The sequence below is a fragment of the Streptomyces sp. NPDC046716 genome, from assembly GCF_040645755.1.
GTDB lineage: Bacteria > Actinomycetota > Actinomycetes > Streptomycetales > Streptomycetaceae > Streptomyces.
Window position 1 is genome coordinate 68520 of the sequence record NZ_JBEYYU010000007.1, and the last position, 16355, is coordinate 84874.

Here is a 16355-nt window from a genome sequence, read left to right on the forward strand (position 1 = left end):
CAACGGTATTGAGTCTGGTGGGGAGTGACAGTGAAAGTCTCTGAGTACGTGAGCTTCGACGCGGTCGGACTGGCGGAGCTGGTGGCCAAGGGCGAGGTACTCCCCGCCGAGCTGGAGGCAGCCGCACGCAAGGCTGTGCAGGCAGTTGATCCGCAGATCAACGCCGTCGTGGAGACCTGGCTGACCGACGACGAACCTGCCCCTGGCAGCACACCACTGGCTGGCGTCCCTTTTCTGATCAAAGACATCGCGGTGGCCATGGCCGGGAGGCGGATGGAACTGGGAAGCCGCCTCGCGGCCGGTAACGTCGTCGGCGCCGACTCCTCGCTGATGCAGCGCTTCCGGCGCGCGGGCCTCGTGACGTTCGGGCGCACCGCGACACCGGAGATGGCCTATGGCATCTCGACGGAATCTGCGTTGTACGGCGTGACCCGTAACCCGTGGGATCTGGAGCGCAGCGCAGGCGGATCCAGTGGAGGCGCGGCCGCCGCGGTCGCCGCCGGGGTGGTTCCGAATGCCCATGGCACCGATGCCGCCGGATCGCTCCGTATCCCCGCCGCCTACAACGGCCTCTTCGGGATCAAGCCCACCCGTGGCCGGGTGTCCATGGGGCCCGACGTCGACGAGGTCTTCAGCGGCCTGGCCGTGCACGGCAGCGTCAGCCGCACCGTACGCGACAGTGCGGTGCTGCTCGACCAGATACGCGGCCCCGAGTCGGGCGACCCCTACTTCGCCCAGCAGCCGTCACGGCCGTACGCGGAGGAAGTCACCCGTCATCCTGGCTCGTTGCGCATCGGCGTCCTCGCCCAGGCGTGGGGCGGACGCCGTACTACCGCACCGGTGACCGACGCCCTCTCCCGCACCGTACGGTTGCTTGAATTCCTTGGTCATCAGGTAACGGAGGTCGAGGTCGGCCTCGGCGCCGACTGGGAGGAATTCGTCCTGGCCAACGCCCGACTCATGACGGTGAACCTCACCACCCTGGTCGACGGGCTGGCCGCCGCCTTCGGCCGTCCCATCGACTCCTCGACCCTTGAGCCGGCGACCCTCGCCGGCTACCACTACGGGCAGAGGGTCAGCGGCGCGCAATTCCACACCGCTCTCGCGATGCGGAACCGGGTGGCCCGAAGCCTGGCGCGGTACTTCGACGAGTACGACATCCTCCTCACGCCAACCCTGCCGGAGCCTCCCATGTCTCTGGGCACTCATACGGAGGGTGCGGAGACACTGGACGGCCTCGGCTGGATCGAGCGCATCAACGACCTGTCGCCGTTCACCCTGCCGTTCAACGTGACAGGCACGCCCGCCATGTCCGTACCCGTGACGGCCGACGCCGGGACGGGACTCCCGGTCGGCATGCAGTTCGCCGCCGGATACGGCCTCGAAGGCCGGCTCTTCCGCCTTGCCGGACAACTCGAACAGGCAAGTCCGTGGTCAGGCCGAATCCCCACGGTATGGGCAGGGAACCATCCGGCCCGCTGAAGAATGCTCCTGGCACGCTACAGCGAGGCATCGACGGATGCTTTCCGGTCACAGGACCGAAGACCACCAATACCCAGAATTCTTGACGAGAGTTCCCGCCAGGCCCAGGTCCTCTCCCAGCGACAGCAGGCCGGTGGGGTCGATGCGGTTGACGGGGTCGCCTGCGGCACAGAGGTAGGGGTTCTGTCACCACGACCCAGCGCGCCGGCTGTCCAGGTCGCGCTCGCACGCACGTCGTGAGGAAGCAAGGCCACGATGGGGTCACCTGATCTTTGCGCTGCCGCAGGTGAACGTCGTTTCTTGAAGCAGTTCTGGTGTGATGCGGACGCCGGTCAGATACTCGGCCAGCGCGAACGCTGCCGGCGCGGACAGGTTCTCCGCCGTATCGGAGGTCTCCTCCCAGAACTGAAAACCGCTGTCGTGCATGGCCTTGAGGAGTTCGTCGGGGGTCGTTCCCCACCGGCTGTCGGGGAATCCGGGCTCGAAGGCCAAGCGGTTCGTCGTGTCCTCGGCCCAGAGAAACGTGTCGACGCCGTTGATGTTGACGAAGTGCGAGACCCAGTTGGTACCCGCGGATGCAGGCAAGGCCTTCTCCTCGGTGACGCCGAGATAACCGTTGGGCTCGATCAACAGCGTCCAGTCCCCGATGGTCGTCATGGCGATCAGCTGCCGGGCGTCGTCGGATTCCAGGAGGTCGAAGGCCGCCTCTACTATCTGCTCCGCCCCGGTCCGCGGAGACTCCTCACGTCCCTGGAGGCGACGGAGAACTTCTGAAGGCGACAGCTTGTGCACCAGGGTGAAGCAGTATGCCTCTGCGAGCTCGGGGAAGCACTCCTCGAACCATACGTAGTCAGCAGCAGTCGCAGTCATGCCCGAGATCCTCGCTGATGCCACTGACATCGGCGGCTAGGGCCGGGCCTGCGGGGGTGCGGTCTGCTCGGCGGCGTCCTGGATGGCATGCACGATGACGCGGAGTTGAGGAACCAGAGCTTGGCCCTTGTGCGCAGCTTTCGTTGGGAGGCCACCGTGCGAATTCGGCGGCGAAGTTCCAGCAGAGCAAGTCCTGCGGGGTGAGTTCAATGGCTGCAACCGCGTAGTGCCGCTGTTCAGCGTGCTGCTGCGGCTACGCGGTCGCGGAGCAGGGCGAGCTTCTCGGCCGCGCCCGTGTCCGGAGCGGCCCAGTTCAACACGATGTGCAGGTCGGCGCGTTCGATGGTCATGATGTCGCAGTCGAGGACGATCTCGCCGAGTCGGGGGTGGACAACTGTCTTGTGTGAGCGTCCGATCGGCCGGGTTTCGTAGCGGGTCCAGAGATCGGCGAAGCGTCGGTTGGTCTCTCGTAGTCCGTTGATCAGCTCGGTGACGGCGCGGTCGTCGGGGTACCGGTCGGCGGCCCGGCGCAGGTCGGACACCATCATGCGCTCGAAGGCTTCGGCATGTGCGGCGCCGCGCTCGATGCGGGAAGCGCCGGGTGCGGGCGGGGCGGCGAAGTGCCCCCAGATCAGGTTGCTCGACCGGGCATCGGCCTCGGCCGGGGTGCCGAACAGCTCGGCCCAGAGCGGGTTGCTCTGAACGATGTCCCAGGAGGCGGTGAAGACGGCCAGCGGGGTGTCGCTCATCCGGTCGATCATGCGCTGCACGCCGGGTGGCACCTCGCGTGGCACCGTCCCGGACGGCGGGACGACCGCCCCTGCCAGCCGGTAGAGCAGCTCGCGTTCCACGGCGTTGAGCCGCAGTGTCTGGGCGAACGCCGCGAGAATCTGGGGGGAGGGGTTCTTCGCGCGGCCCTGTTCGAGCTGCACGAGGTAGTCGACGGAGATGCCGGCCAGGACCGCCAGCTCCTCACGGCGCAGGCCCGGAACGCGTCGGTTGCCTGCGACCGGCAGACCGACCGCGGCCGGGCCGATGCGCTCTCTCCATGCACGCAGTGCTGGGCCGAGCTCGGTGTGAGTGGTCATGGATCCAGTATGAGTCTGCTGGTGAGGGGGTGGGTGGTACTGGCGCTACCAGGGACGACAGCGCCTGGTGCACCCCAGGGGCCAGGCCGAGTATCGACGTGTCAGTCCCCAAGTGCGTCAGAGGCCCGGCGGAACCTGCCGCCGGCTCGCGGCGCCTTTTGTACTAGGAGATACCCACGATGGCACCCACCGTCGGAATCATTGGCTCTGGTCTGGTCGGCGGCTCCGTCGCCCGGCTGGCCGTCGACGCCGGCTACAGCGTCGTGCTCAGCAACTCGCGGGGCCCGGAATCGATCGCGGAACTCGTATCGGAGCTCGGTCCGCTGGCGCGCGCCGCAACGGTCGATGAGGCGATCGAGGCCGGCGACATCATTGCCCTTCCTGTCCCGCTCGCGAGTTTCGAGGCCCTGCCGGTCGACAAGCTGGCCGGGAAGGTCGTCCTGGACCAGACGAACTACTACCCGGAGTTCTGGCGCAACGCCGAGCTCGATGCCGGGAAGCTCACCTCGAGCGAACTCGTGCAGCGGCACCTCAAGGACTCCCTGGTCGTGAAGGGGCTGCACAATCTGGACTGGAACCACATGTACTCCAACGCCCGCCCGAAGGGCGATGCAGAACGGACGACCCTGCCGATCGCGGGCGACGATCCCGCTGCCAAGGAGGCGGTGACGCGGTTCCTGGAGGCGGTCGGCTACGAGGTGGTCGATGCCGGCTCGCTCGCGGAGAGCTGGCGGATCGAGCCCGAGACGCCCCTCTACTTCTGGCCGTACGCCCCTGCCATCCCCGACGGGATCACCGGGGATGAGGAGAAGCGCTTCTACCTCGAACACCCGGTCCCGCCCGTCTCCCCCGAAGCCGCCCGCACGATGATCGACAGCGCGGAGCGACCGTCACCGGTCGGCGGCACGCTGGCCGGGATGCCTCCCGCCCACGTCGCCATCTTCATGGACCAGGCGAGCGCCAACACGGTGAACAAGTAACATCCGGGCGTCGCGTACCGTCCTGCGGCACTCGGCGCGCCGATTCCTCAGCCCCTGGCGCGAACGCTGGATCGGCATGCGGTGAGGTCCTGCCCGTCGGGCAGGACCTCACCGCATGGAGTCGGCATCGACAACGCACGCTGCAGTGACCGGCGTTCACGGGCGCGGTCCCGGTGCGAGGCCGGGACCATCGCCGTACCGGTAGCGACCCAACAGACTCCGCCGTCAAGCCGACGCACTCTTCCGGGCCGCTCCCCCACAACCAATGACAGCCAAGCGACGATGGGTGCCAGCTCCTTTGGAGTGCCGATCGGGAACATCGCAGTGGGGCCGCATGACGCGGCACCGTGAGGCGAGTGGGCCGCGGGCGGGCGGTTGGCCGTCGCGTGTGATCTTTAACCGGCTGTTTACTTCGTCCCGGTTTCCGTACACGCGTCATGTCGTTGGTCGGGCATGACGATCAATACAAGTGCGCAGGTCGAGGACGGTCCGCGGCCTGCACCCCGCTCGCAGGAGCTGACCGGAGTCCTCTTCCGGGACGGCGATACCGGACCCGACCTTCACACGACGTGGCGCAAGATCATTTCGACCGACCTGTTCCGCCACCGCGCCGATCTGCGTGTCGAGGAGCGGTGGCAGCAGTCGTACGACCGGCTTCGGGCCCTGAACGAGGAAGTGCTCTGCGTGCAGGACCTGGTCCGGGACCCGCGCGCGCTGGCCGCCGTGCACGAGTGGACCTCGGTGGTGGACGGGGCCACGGCCACCGTCGCCGGCATCCACTACAACCTCTTCCTCGGCAGCCTTCTCGACGACGAAGTGTCCCCCGCCCGCGACCTGGCCGCGTTCACCGCACTTGCGGCCACCGGGACCTTCCTGTGCACCGAGCACGCGCACGGCAACGATGCCGCGGCGCTGGAGACCATCGCCCGCTACGACCGTGAGCGGGACGAGTTCGTGCTGCACACCCCGCACGAGGGCGCGCAGAAATACATGCCCAACACCAGCCCCGCGGGCGGGCCGAAGACCGCCGTGGTCGCGGCCCGGCTGCAGGTCGACGACCGGGACGAGGGCGTCTTCCTCTTCCTCACCCCGCTCAGTGACCAGCGGGGAACCCTGCCGGGCATCACCGTGACCATGCTGCCGGACCGGATCGGCAGCCCGGTGGACCACTGCGTCACCGGCTTCGATCACGTGCGGCTGCCCCGCACCGCACTGCTTCAGGGCGCGCACGGACGACTCGCGCACGAAGGTACTTTCACCAGCGCTGTGGGCAGTGCGCGCAAACGGTTCCTGCACTCCATCCGCCGGGTGACGGTCGGCAAGCTGTGCATGAGCGCGAGCGTTCTGGGAGGCAGCCGTGCGGCGCTGACGATCGCGGCGCGCTACGCGTACCTGCGCCACATCTCGGGGCCGGTGGCCGGAGAGCGTGTCCCGCTGGCCGCGCATCGCAGCCACCATGCCCGGCTTCTGTCCTGCACGGCCACCGCGTACGCCATGACCTTTCTGCACCGGGCCGTCACCGAACGCTGGATCTCCCACAGCCCCGAGGACCGGGACGAGGCAGAACGGCTGGTGGCGATGGCCAAGGGCTGGATCACCTGGCAGGGCCGCGACATCACGATCGAGGCCCGCGAACGCTGCGGCGCCCGCGCGCTGTTTCCCGTGAACGGCCTCGCCGAGTTCACCGCCAACGCCGACGGGGCCATCACCGCCGAGGGCGACAACCTGGCCGTCTGGTGCAAGGCCGGAGCCGAGATGATCTTCGGTCACGGAGCCGCCCCGGAACCGGAGACGGCGGCGACCGGCCGGGAGTCCCTCACCGACCCCGCCTTTCTGCGCCGCGCCCTGGCCGCCGCCGAGCGGCACTGGCACCTGACCGCGCGCCGGGACGTCCGCGCCGGCACGGGCGATGCACTCGGGCGCTGGAACCATGCCTCCGCCGCAGCCCTCGCCCTGGTCGAGACACACACGGTGGGACAGGCCGCCGATGCCTTCGCCGCGGCCTGCTCGCAGGTCACCGACCCGGGTACCCGCGCCGCCCTGAATGATCTGCGCACCCTGTTCCTGCTCGATCGGCTGGCCCCGCTCAGCGGGCTCCTGCTGGCCGAACACACCTTCACCGCCGAACAGGTCCGCTCCCTCCCCGACACAGTGCGCGACCTGACAGCCGGACTCGCACCACACCTGGCGACCCTGACAGAAGCGTTCGACGTACCCGAGGAACACCTGGCATCGCTGCCGATGCTGACGCCGAACACCTCGTCCCTACGCACCTCATAACCGACCCACGCCCTTCCGACGACCACTCAAAAGGATCCGCGCCCATTGAGTTCGAGAACCCTTTGAGCGCGTACCGCGATGATGGTCCGGCCCTCTTGATTCGCCTCCCCCAGGACGAAGGTCTGCTCGGCGACGTAGCGTTGCCTGCCTGGGCCCTGGACGTTCGGCGCGCCTTGCCGGAGATCGCGGGCGGTTTCGGCGGCGCGTCGAAGAGGCTCGCTCGTTGGACCGACGATTCGCGTCGTGAGCATGAGCGGAGCCCGTGGTCGACCGAAGAGAGGTCCACTCCGATCGGCTGGATAGCGGGGTCCGTTGGCCCCTGGGTGAGGGAGGAGGAAAGACGTGGGGCCGTTACTCTCACCAGGTGATCTCATATGCGGAGTTGACGCTTCCCGAGCGGACCTTGTGGGATGCATTTCCTGAGGGGCGCCGCGTGGATCTTCGCCCCGCTGGCCGGGCTGTCGTCGACATCGATACGGGCGGGCGGTGGGGTCCCGCACGTACGGTTCGGGGCGACGTGATCACAAGTCTTCTGCTGGGCGCGAATCCGGCTCGCCCCGGCTCGTCGGCGAGTCTGCGGCTAGCCGGGGCACGCATCACCGGATCCCTGAATCTCGCTGGAGCTGACGTCGGCTACCTCGTGTGCGCTGAGGAGTGCTGGTTCGACGAGGGGGTAGACCTGCTCGGAGCATCGATGCGAAGCCTGGTGCTGACGGGCTGCAAACTGCCGGGGCTGGAGGCCGACTCGGCCCGCTTCGAAGGCAATGTCGACCTGCGGCGCTCTCTCCTCGAGAGCCTCGCTTCCTCGGCTTTCAACGACGTGCCCACGGCCCTGTCGCTCAGTGACGCCCGGGTGGCCGGCGGCCTGCTGCTCAACGGAGCACGCTTGAACGCGCCCGGGGGCTTGGCCATGGCCGCGGGTGGGCTGGCCGTTCAAGGCGCCCTGTATGGCAACCGCGGCTTCCACGCCCGCGGAACGATTCGCCTCGCGGGATCCCAGCTCTCGCGCGGGCTGTACCTGCGGGGTTCACGGCTCGATGACCCCGGGCCCGGCGGCGTCGCCCTGGACCTGAACAACGCCGTGCTCTCTCGTCTCGACTGCTCAGACGGGTTCACGGCGGGCGGTACGGTGAAACTGCGGAGGACACAGATCCTGGACAAGGTCAGCTTCGCCGGAGCCACTGTCCATACGGCAGCCGACGGCGCGGTTCCTGCCGTGCAGTGCCAGCATATGCAGGCCGTCGACGCCGACCTCACCTTCGCCCGCCCGCCGGCCGCGGCAGTCGACCTGCGCGGCGCCCAGGTGTCATACCTCACCGACAGCGCACAAAGCTGGCCGCCTGTGGTGGCGTTGGAGGGATTCGTCTACGGTTCCCTCAAGGACGCGGGGGTCGGCGAGGGGCGCGACTCGCCAGGGCACAGAGTGGCGTGGATCCGTCGCAGCCCGCGCTACAGCCCTCAACCGTACGAGCAGTTGGCCATCTGGTACCGGACGATCGGACATGACGGCGACGCACGCCGCGTCCTGCTGGCCCGACAGCGCCACCGGCGAAGCACCCTTTCCTGGCCCGCGCGCGCTTGGGGCCACCTCCTCGACGTGACCGTCGGCTACGGCTATCGGCCATGGCTCGCCGGCCTGTGGCTCCTCGCTTTGAGCATCCTGGGAACCGGCGTCTTCAGCACCAACACGCCCACACCGGTCAAGGCAGGGGAAGGCGCCCCGTTCCAGCCCCTTGTCTACACCCTGGACCTCCTGATCCCCATCGGCGGCCTGGGACAGCGGTCAGGCTGGTACTGGCCCAACACCGGCCCCCAGTGCCTCGTCTACGTCCTGATCGCCTCAGGCTGGGTGCTGACCACAGCCGGCCTGGCTGGGCTCACCCGCGCCCTGCAGAAAAACTAAGAAGCCACAGGGACCCGGCATGGCCGGCACACGCTCGAGTTCCCCGGCAGAAACCCGCGCCAAAGTCAGTCACAGCTCTGCGAGCCAGCAGCACGAGCATGCTTCGGTCTTCTTGAGGCGTCTCCAGAAGATGCTGCAGCCCAATGAGACGAAGGCGTCATGGAGTTCGAGGCGGCGTTCCCATCGCGTGGCTGGCCGTTTGAACTGGTGGAGCAGGGCGCGGCGGCTGCCACGGTCAGTACGGACGTCGCTGTCATGGCCGAGTGCACACGCCGGCACAGCCCACGCTCCGCCCGCGGCGAGGACATGGACACGGAGAAGCGGGGGCAGGACGTGTGGCCGCTCAGATCGGCCGGGGTGGTGAGCCAGTACGCCTCGGTCAGTTCAACCATGGCCGCCGCGTGGTCGTGACCGTCGTCATGCATAGCCGGTCAACGTCCGATCACACGCACAGACATGGCCTGGCGGGCAATCGCCAGGCCGCGCCAGGTTCGCCAGGCTGGTCAGCAGCACTGCGGCTTGCATGCCTTGGGACAGCTGGTCGCCGTGTAGTTGCCCACGCGGCCTTGGCTCTCGCCCTCCGCTCCTGTCGCAGGTGCGCGCGGCCTGTTCTGGTGCTATAGCGCGGCGGAGCGACGTCGCGACGGGCCACAAGGGGCGCGGGCCGCCGAGGGGCGCGTGGCCATCAGGGGGACGAGGCGGAGCCCGGATGCGGGCGCGGTCCGTCCCGATCGGAGGCGGCCGCTATTACGTGGAAGGCCCCGGGAGCAGCAATGCCGATCTGGAAGTGCCGCCTGTCCCCGTGTCGTAAAGGGGCGGGCGGTCCTGCGCTTCGGACCGGCATCGGGTGATCGTGAGGGGCGGAACAGCACGCACGTTCGGAGTACTATCCCTGCGGGGTTTTCCGGTCGGCGCTGCCCTACGTGGCCCTTCTGCACACGCTTTGGGGCTACAGCTCGCGGCATCGACGCTTCGCCCCCGTAGTGGCGCAGCCGCAGGGGTCATTGCAGAGAGGGCAGAGGGAAATGAGCGTGGTGGAGAGCTGGTCCCACGTGATGAATCTTCTTGCGCGGCATGCTCCGGCCGAACACGCGGACCTTCCCGGGCCCGCTACGGAGCAGGCGCTCACGGCCGCCGAGGAACGGATGGGTAGGTCGCTGCCTCAGGATCTGCGGGCGTGGCTGCTGCAGAACAATCTGGATCTTCCTGAGGAAGATGTGGATCACGACGTGGCATGTTGCGGGTTCGCCGGCTTCCCCGATGAGGGCAGCTTCTTTCTGGGCATCCGGGCCATGGAAAACCTCTACGCGAACCGCTCCATGCCCGGTGGGTTCGACCCTCCCGACCAGCCGGACAATCCGTTCTGGCGCAATGAGTGGATCCCGTTCCTGTCCGACCAGGACGGCTGGATGGGGAAGTTCGTCGACGCGCGGGACGGACGGGTAGGCAGGTGGTTTGTGGGTGAACCCACGATCACGGGCGAGTACGCATCCCTGGCGCACTATTTCGACTCCGTGGCGGAAATGCTGACGAAGATCGCCGATGGCCGGCATCCCGTCTGCGAGGTCGAGGCAGGCCGACTCGTCTGGTCGTGACACACCACTGCCCCATCGCAGGAGCCGGTGCCCTGCTGCGCCTTACTGAGGTGGTCCGGCCGCGTGCGGGAGTACCCACTCGCCGGCGGGGTGCTCGATTGCATTCCAGGATCGGGATCACCTCCCACACACCGCCCCGTCACGCGATCAGTGGCCAACCTGAAGACGCTCAGTGACCGGGTCGTTGACTTGTCTGGAGGAGGGCAGGGTACGGGTCAGCTGACTGAGGCATCGTTGCTGGACAGGCATCCGCGCAGTCCTTCTTCCTCTCCACACACCCACCAGTCACGCCAGAGATGCAGGCTCCGCCCATGGGAAGAAGTCAGTCGGCGGCGAGGCTCGCCCGGGCCGCGGCCATGAAGGCATTCTTGTGCTCTTCGACGTGCTCATTGACCTCGACGTCACCGATCTCGCGCCACACTGCCTGGTTCAGCGCCCGGACATATGCCTGTACGGGAAGGTGGAGACTGGCGTGGCACAGGAGCACCAGGTGCCGCTCGGCGACCCACAGTCTGCCCATCGCCGCCGACGCGGCCGCATGCCACCCTCCGTCCTCGTCTTCGCCCCACCCCTCGGGGCGTCGATACGCCATGCCTTCCGCTTCCTGCACACAGGCCAGAAAGTCTTTGATCGCCTGCAGTTGTTCGGCCCGTCGGCTCGCACGCCCGGCAGTGATCTGCCGACGTTCATCCAGCCGCTCAGCCGAACGCTGAGTAGCGCGCTGCGACAGAGCGGTCAGACCTCCGCCGAGCACGACGCCGACGAGTGAAAACAACGGCGCCCAGACTTCTGCCGCCATAGGGCCCCCTCGCCACTCGTATCCGATAGAGCTTCCCTGACGGGCTTCCCACCGACCGGCCGCGACAAGCGGTCGCCCGTCAGAGGCTGCGGGAAAGAAGTCGGGCGGACCGCTGTCGACACCGCGCCCGCAAGCTGGGGCAACCGAGGCACGCGATCGCCCACCGGAGCCGCCCAGAAGGCGCGGAGGACACCATCTGCCGCTGAAGGATGCACTGGTTGCTCTCATGTAGCTGCGGGGCCCGCTGAAACGGCGTCGGCGGGGCGGTGGGGATCGCTCGGGGCGGAGATGCGATTCATGGTGGTCTTGGCAATCACCGGCGACCAAAGACCGGGCCGATGACGGATTGGGCTCGCACGTGCGCTGCGTGCGAGCCGAGGCCACCGTGCTGCCCTTGCCGCGTCCGACGCCTTCGACGCCCGGAGCGGAACCGCTGACTTCAGGTGACCGTCGCCAACTGCCACAGACGGCAGTGGGTGCTTCGGGTTGGAGCACTCGATCTTCAGCGAGCGAGCCTGCGACTGCATCAGCGGCACTTTCCCTTCAGCCAGGACGTGAAGTCACTCGTCCAGGAGGTGACCATCGGCACGGCCGTGACCGGGGAGCCGTACTTGTTCAGCTTGTACTGCCAGTTGGCATAGTGCTTGTAGGCCGGTGGCGCCGGCTCCTCCCAGCCGAAGTCTGCATCGTCGATCCATCGGGGGTAGCTGTCCAGCGCTGCGCCGAGACCCGCCGCTTTGACGCGTTTTTCGAGTTCGGGGCGCAGTTCATCGCTCTGCGTGTAGATCTGGATCTTCTGTCTGGCTGCGCTTTCCTTGATGGGTGCGATGACCTCGTTCCAGGCGGCCTCGCGGACGGATGCCTCGCCGCGGAGCAGGACCGGCTCGGTCTCCTTCTTGAGCTCTACGAACGCGGCCATCTGCTGGCTTTGAGCACTGTCGAGCCATTCGCGGAAGGTGTAGACCGTCTCGCCCTTGTACGGGCCGGTCACGATTGTGCGGCCCTTGAGCTGGTCGGCGCCGGTGGCCCACCACATGGCTGCGATGTCGGACTTGGTACCCGACAGGCCTCTGGTGGTGTTGTTGTGCCACATCACTGCCTTGGTGCCGTCCCGCGTGAGCCGCAGATCGGCTTCCACGCCCGCCGCACCCCAGCTTTTCTGCTGGGCAAGGCCGGTGGGGTGGTTCGGCTGGCGGACCTGGTCCCGTGCCCAGGCGTCGTCGCCCGTGGGGTATCCCCCGTGCCCGAAGACCGCCGGGCAGGCCGGAAGCGAGCTGTTGTAGGGCCCGATGGTGGCGACTCTGGCGAAGGTCCAGTAGTCGTCCGCGGTGCTCTTCCAGCTGTGCAGCGCGTCCCGCAGGGTTGCGTCGCTGGTGCCGGTGAAGGTGAGCGCGGCCACCAGTCCGTCCGAGTAGCCGTACAGGGCGCCGACATCGTCGCGGCCGTCGCCGTTGTAGTCGCCGGAGACCAGGTACATCCGGGCCCGGTCGTAGTCTCCCGCTTTCATGTTCAACAGCTGACGCTGGTTCGCGAACTTGCCGTCGGTGTCGAGGCTGAAGCTGAAGAGGGCGTCGTGTTCGTCGGCGTAGTCGTACCAGGTCGCGACTTCGTCGCGGCCGTTGCCGTCGAAGTCTCCTGAGAGCACGCTCACCCGGTCGAACTGCCAGCCGCCGGCCTGCCAGCCGCTCACCGGGTCGGAGAAGCCGCCCTCTGCCGTGCCGCTGAAAGCCATCAGCCGCACCGTGCCTGCTGTGTAGCTGTCCAGAACTGCGAGGTCGTCGCGGCCGTCCCCGTCGAAGTCACCGGTGGTGAACTTCATCCGCTCGACCTGCCAGCCGTCCGCGTTGGTGCGTGCGAAGGAGGAGAAGGGGCTGGCGAAACCGCCGTCGGCCTCGGCGAGAAACGTGAAGAGCTTGTCGTCGCCGTTGCGGTAGTCGTACCAGGCCGCAATGTCGTCGCGGCCGTCTCCGTCGAAGTCACCGGCCTGGGCGTTGATGGCGTCGAAGGTCCAGTTTCCCGGGGTGACGGACCAGGAGGAGAAAGGGTCGGCGAAGGTTCCCTTGCCCGTGCCGAGCCAGGTGAGGAGGGAGACTCTCCCGTCGTCGTAGCCGTAGAAGGCGGCGATGTCGCCGATGCCGTCCCCGTTGAAGTCTCCGGTGACCCTCTTCATGTACTCGGCCCAGAAGTTGCCCTTTGGCGTCTTCCAGCCGACAGCCGGCGGGGCGAAGCCGCCGTCGGCCCGGGCGGTGAAGGTATGAATGGCGTCCTGGCCCTCGGCATAGTCGTACCAGGACGCGAAGTCGCTGCGACCGTCGCCGTTGTAATCGTGGCGAACCACACTGTTGCTGGTGGCGCTGGCGGTATCAGCGCGCGTTCCGCTCTCGACATGGGCCCCGGAGGCGGAACTCACCGCGGGCCACCCAGCCGCAGCGGTGGCGGTTGCCGGGCGCTGCGCACCCGTGGCCGGTCCCTGCAGGCCGAACAGGGCACACATGAGAACAGCGCCCACGACGCACAGACGTCTCTTCATTGCTCCGCATCTCTTCGTCTTGGCGGAGCCGACGGAGAATGTAGTCGGCTCCGCGTTCCGGCGTACTCCTATGCGGAGTTGGTGGTGTGGCGCGTGGGTCTTCAGGCGTCCGGGTTGCGTCCCGCCGCAATCTTCAGGACGCGCTCGACTCGGCTCCTGGCGATGGGCTGGATGTCGGCGGTGGTCTTGAGGTCCGTTCCCCACACCGTGATCACGACAGCTCCGGTGCGCATGACCGCAGTGGCGCTGTACTCGTCCAGACCGAGTTCTTCACAGAACGCGTCTGTGTACTCGGCCGCAGTGGTGACCTTCAGCCGGCGCGGGTCGCTGGCTTCGTGCCGCTCGGCCGAGGCGATGGCCTTGGCCGTCACCGTCGCGTTCTCGGAGGAGTCGAAGGAGTACATCTTGATGAACATCGACCGGCCGTCGCTGCCCGCCTGCAGTTCCTCCAGGGTCTGGTTCTCCAGTGTCCTCATCGTCATGGCCGTCAGCCCGGCACACCCCGTCTCAGCGTCGAGACCGCAGTACTTCACCGCCTCCGCCCCCTGGTAGACATCGGATCCCCTGCCGTGCCAGCCCTCAGGGATCCCGCTGTCGCCCGAAACGGCGCTCTGCAGCTGCGCCGGGGACAGTGCTGCCGGACTCTCGTCCGTGCCGCCTCCCTCCTGTCCCTCCCCGACCTGACGGGTGCTGCGCGCGCCGTGGTCATCCCCGCTTCCGGCGTCGTCGCACGCGGCCAACGACACCACGAAGGCAGCTGCCAAAGCCGCCACCCGCACGACTGATCTCACTGAATCCCCCACGTCTTACGCGTCGTTGCAGCGAGCCTGCCCCCCCCTGGCAGGCTCGCTGCCGGGCCTCGTCCCCCGTTGTCCGATGCGCCGGCACTTCCGGTGAACAACTGTCCGTGACAGCCACCACACAGCGGTGGCAGGGCACGCTCCACCCCGGAGCGCACCCCTCGTGCCGGAAGCGATCTCAGAATGCCGTGACCTCAGCACTCGAACAATGAGCGATTTTGCATGATCGGATAAGCCTGGGGTTATCGATTCAAGGATGAGTAGCGGGCTCGCCGTCTGCCCATTCCTGGCCCGGTCACCGGTCTGAGCGCGCGTGCAAGCGACCTGGACCTGCTGCCCGCGCAACGGGACGCATCCGTCAGCGATCCGCGCGCGGCGTCAGCGGGGTGGTGGGCATGACCGCAGGTAGCGCACCCAAGGTGACCTCGAACTGAGCCTGCTAGGCGGTCGCTTCCATGGGAACCGTAGCCCGTTCGGTGATCGTCAACCGTTCGCGGATCACGGGGCCGGCCAGGGATGTGATCGCTGAACTCGCCGCTGAGATGGGCCCGTTGTGGCCCGCACAGCGATGCCGACGGCTTTCGGGGCGGCCGCGGCACATCGCTGAGCGTATCGCCATCGCCGTGCTCATCCCTCGATGAACTGGTAGTCGCTGACGATGCGACCGTCAGGGCCGAGCACGAGGACCTCCAGACCGACACCGGCGACCTCACCACCGACCCGGGGTGCCATCTCCCAGTTGAACTTGACGACGTCGTGGAGCCGGTCGCTGTTCCCGCGCGACCGGAAGACGAAGGTCCCCGGAGCGACGAACTCCTCGTGGGCTCGAGTCACACGGAACTCCAAGGCGCGGTGCCCGCGGGCCTCCAGAAGGAGACGGTCAAAGCCCAGCCCTTCAACGGTCTGCAGGATCTCCTTCGGAGGCTGCAGAACATGGACGGCATCGGCGGACCACAGTTCGCGAATCGCAGCGCGGCGGCGCTCCAGGTCGGGTTCGTTCCATACGGCAACGTAGCGGTCGGTCAGGTCGTGGATGTCGATGTCGATGTCGGCCATGGCGGACTCCTCGGTCGTGAACGGTCGGCGTGCGGCCATGACCCTGCTGCGCCGGACGGCGCGCGGCAATTCCTCGCAGGGAATGGCGGATCAGTAACCGATCGCGTTACACAAGGACCGTGACCAGCGAATCGACCAGAGACGGGCTCGCCGGAGCATTGCGCAAGTGGCGCACCCGGCGGCGCGTCAGCCAACTGGAACTGGCCCTGCGTGCCGGGACCACGCAGCGGCACCTCAGCTTCATCGAGAGCGGACGATCGGCCCCCGGCCGTTCAATGATCATCCGGCTGGGCGAAGCCCTGGACGTGCCGATCCGCGAGCGCAATGAACTGCTCCTGGCCGCCGGATTCGCACCGGCCTACCCCGAGACCCGCCTGGACGGCCCCCAACTCGCACCGATTCGCGCCGCTCTCGAACGCATCCTGCACGGCCACCTGCCGTACCCGGCAGTGGTTGTCGACCGGCACGGCGACCTGGTCTCGGCCAACACCGCCTTCCACGTCCTCACCACCGGTGTCGCTCCACATCTGCTCGAAGCGCCGGTGAGCGTCCCCCGGGTGCTGCTGCACCCCCAGGGACTCGCGTCGCGCATCATCAACCTCGACGAGTGGGCGTGGCACATCATCGACAGCGTTCAGGCCGAGAACCTGCGCAACCCGGACGACCGGCTCGGGCGCTTGGCCCGCGATCTGACCCACCTGGCACCACCACGCCCAAGCGCGTCATCGCACCACCTCGGCTTCGCCGTACCACTGCGCCTGCGGGCACCTGATCCAGCCGACGGCAGGGAGCTGACGCTCATCACCACACTCACACATTTCGGCACCGCCACCGACGTGACCATCGCCGAACTACGTCTCGAGGCATTCCTGCCGGCCGACCGATCCACCAGTGCCCAACTGGCCGAGCTCCTCAGCCTGGCCTCGTCCGGAAGCCAGACCTGAGTAAGGCCGATGGCTAGGATCTCCTTTC

13 protein-coding genes are annotated in these 16355 nt (G+C 67.6%); 7 read left to right on the forward strand and 6 right to left on the reverse strand.

Annotated features, from left to right (window positions below):
- Window positions 1–30: 30 nt before the first annotated feature.
- The gene (locus tag ABZ930_RS07650; protein ID WP_361543081.1) at window positions 31–1482 is read left to right on the forward strand and encodes an amidase; all 1452 of its coding nucleotides are present in this window, start codon (window positions 31–33) and stop codon (window positions 1480–1482) included.
- Window positions 1483–1743: 261 nt separating this feature from the next.
- Here the strand turns inward: ABZ930_RS07650 and ABZ930_RS07655 are convergent, their stop codons facing one another.
- Together ABZ930_RS07655 and ABZ930_RS07660 are read right to left on the reverse strand one after the other, a co-directional pair.
- A complete protein-coding gene (locus tag ABZ930_RS07655; protein WP_361543084.1) occupies window positions 1744–2352 on the reverse strand; it encodes a DUF6461 domain-containing protein in 609 nt (202 codons plus the stop codon).
- Window positions 2353–2588: 236 nt separating this feature from the next.
- A complete protein-coding gene (locus ABZ930_RS07660) occupies window positions 2589–3440 on the reverse strand; it encodes a helix-turn-helix transcriptional regulator (protein WP_361543087.1) in 852 nt (283 codons plus the stop codon).
- Between the two features lie 179 nt (window positions 3441–3619).
- Between ABZ930_RS07660 and ABZ930_RS07665 the strand changes: the two genes are divergently transcribed.
- The 5 genes from ABZ930_RS07665 to ABZ930_RS07685 all read left to right on the forward strand — a co-directional run bounded on the left by ABZ930_RS07665 (window position 3620) and on the right by ABZ930_RS07685 (window position 10198).
- The gene (locus tag ABZ930_RS07665) at window positions 3620–4420 is read left to right on the forward strand and encodes an NAD(P)-binding domain-containing protein (RefSeq protein ID WP_361543090.1); all 801 of its coding nucleotides are present in this window, start codon (window positions 3620–3622) and stop codon (window positions 4418–4420) included.
- 453 nt (window positions 4421–4873) lie between these two features.
- Window positions 4874–6700, forward strand: a complete 1827-nt coding sequence (locus ABZ930_RS07670; protein ID WP_361543093.1) for an acyl-CoA dehydrogenase — start codon at window positions 4874–4876, stop codon at window positions 6698–6700.
- A 364-nt stretch (window positions 6701–7064) separates the two neighbouring features.
- A complete protein-coding gene (locus ABZ930_RS07675) occupies window positions 7065–8603 on the forward strand; it encodes an oxidoreductase (RefSeq protein WP_361543096.1) in 1539 nt (512 codons plus the stop codon).
- 159 nt (window positions 8604–8762) lie between these two features.
- Window positions 8763–9014, forward strand: coding sequence for a hypothetical protein (locus tag ABZ930_RS07680; protein ID WP_361543099.1), 252 nt, complete (start codon window positions 8763–8765; stop codon window positions 9012–9014).
- 614 nt (window positions 9015–9628) lie between these two features.
- A complete protein-coding gene (locus tag ABZ930_RS07685) occupies window positions 9629–10198 on the forward strand; it encodes an SMI1/KNR4 family protein (protein ID WP_361543102.1) in 570 nt (189 codons plus the stop codon).
- 322 nt (window positions 10199–10520) lie between these two features.
- Here ABZ930_RS07685 and ABZ930_RS07690 read toward each other — a convergent pair whose 3' ends face one another.
- The 4 genes from ABZ930_RS07690 to ABZ930_RS07705 form a co-directional block, all read right to left on the reverse strand.
- A complete protein-coding gene (locus ABZ930_RS07690; protein WP_361543105.1) occupies window positions 10521–10997 on the reverse strand; it encodes a hypothetical protein in 477 nt (158 codons plus the stop codon).
- A gap of 526 nt (window positions 10998–11523) precedes the next feature.
- Window positions 11524–13491 carry an FG-GAP-like repeat-containing protein gene (locus tag ABZ930_RS07695; RefSeq protein WP_361543108.1) on the reverse strand — a complete coding sequence of 656 codons (1968 nt, stop codon included), beginning with the start codon at window positions 13489–13491 and terminating at the stop codon, window positions 11524–11526.
- 137 nt (window positions 13492–13628) lie between these two features.
- Window positions 13629–14306 carry a hypothetical protein gene (locus ABZ930_RS07700; protein ID WP_361543111.1) on the reverse strand — a complete coding sequence of 226 codons (678 nt, stop codon included), beginning with the start codon at window positions 14304–14306 and terminating at the stop codon, window positions 13629–13631.
- Window positions 14307–14954: 648 nt separating this feature from the next.
- Complete coding sequence (locus ABZ930_RS07705) at window positions 14955–15383, reverse strand: hypothetical protein (protein ID WP_361543114.1); 429 nt, start codon at window positions 15381–15383, stop codon at window positions 14955–14957.
- 119 nt (window positions 15384–15502) lie between these two features.
- On the opposite strand from ABZ930_RS07705, the gene ABZ930_RS07710 reads away from it, so the two are divergent.
- Window positions 15503–16327, forward strand: a complete 825-nt coding sequence (locus ABZ930_RS07710; protein WP_361543117.1) for a helix-turn-helix transcriptional regulator — start codon at window positions 15503–15505, stop codon at window positions 16325–16327.
- Window positions 16328–16355: the final 28 nt, after the last annotated feature.

Excerpts from the sequence above, each read along its gene's own strand:
- ABZ930_RS07655 (WP_361543084.1), bottom strand. The coding sequence starts at position 2,352 with ATGACTGCGACTGCTGCTGACTACGTATGGTTCGAGGAGTGCTTCCCC.
- ABZ930_RS07660 (WP_361543087.1), bottom strand. The coding sequence starts at position 3,440 with ATGACCACTCACACCGAGCTCGGCCCAGCACTGCGTGCATGGAGAGAG.
- ABZ930_RS07665 (WP_361543090.1), top strand. The coding sequence starts at position 3,620 with ATGGCACCCACCGTCGGAATCATTGGCTCTGGTCTGGTCGGCGGCTCC.
- ABZ930_RS07670 (WP_361543093.1), top strand. The coding sequence starts at position 4,874 with ATGACGATCAATACAAGTGCGCAGGTCGAGGACGGTCCGCGGCCTGCA.
- ABZ930_RS07680 (WP_361543099.1), top strand. The coding sequence starts at position 8,763 with ATGGAGTTCGAGGCGGCGTTCCCATCGCGTGGCTGGCCGTTTGAACTG.
- ABZ930_RS07685 (WP_361543102.1), top strand. The coding sequence starts at position 9,629 with ATGAGCGTGGTGGAGAGCTGGTCCCACGTGATGAATCTTCTTGCGCGG.
- ABZ930_RS07690 (WP_361543105.1), bottom strand. The coding sequence starts at position 10,997 with ATGGCGGCAGAAGTCTGGGCGCCGTTGTTTTCACTCGTCGGCGTCGTG.
- ABZ930_RS07695 (WP_361543108.1), bottom strand. The coding sequence starts at position 13,491 with ATGTGTGCCCTGTTCGGCCTGCAGGGACCGGCCACGGGTGCGCAGCGC.
- ABZ930_RS07705 (WP_361543114.1), bottom strand. The coding sequence starts at position 15,383 with ATGGCCGACATCGACATCGACATCCACGACCTGACCGACCGCTACGTT.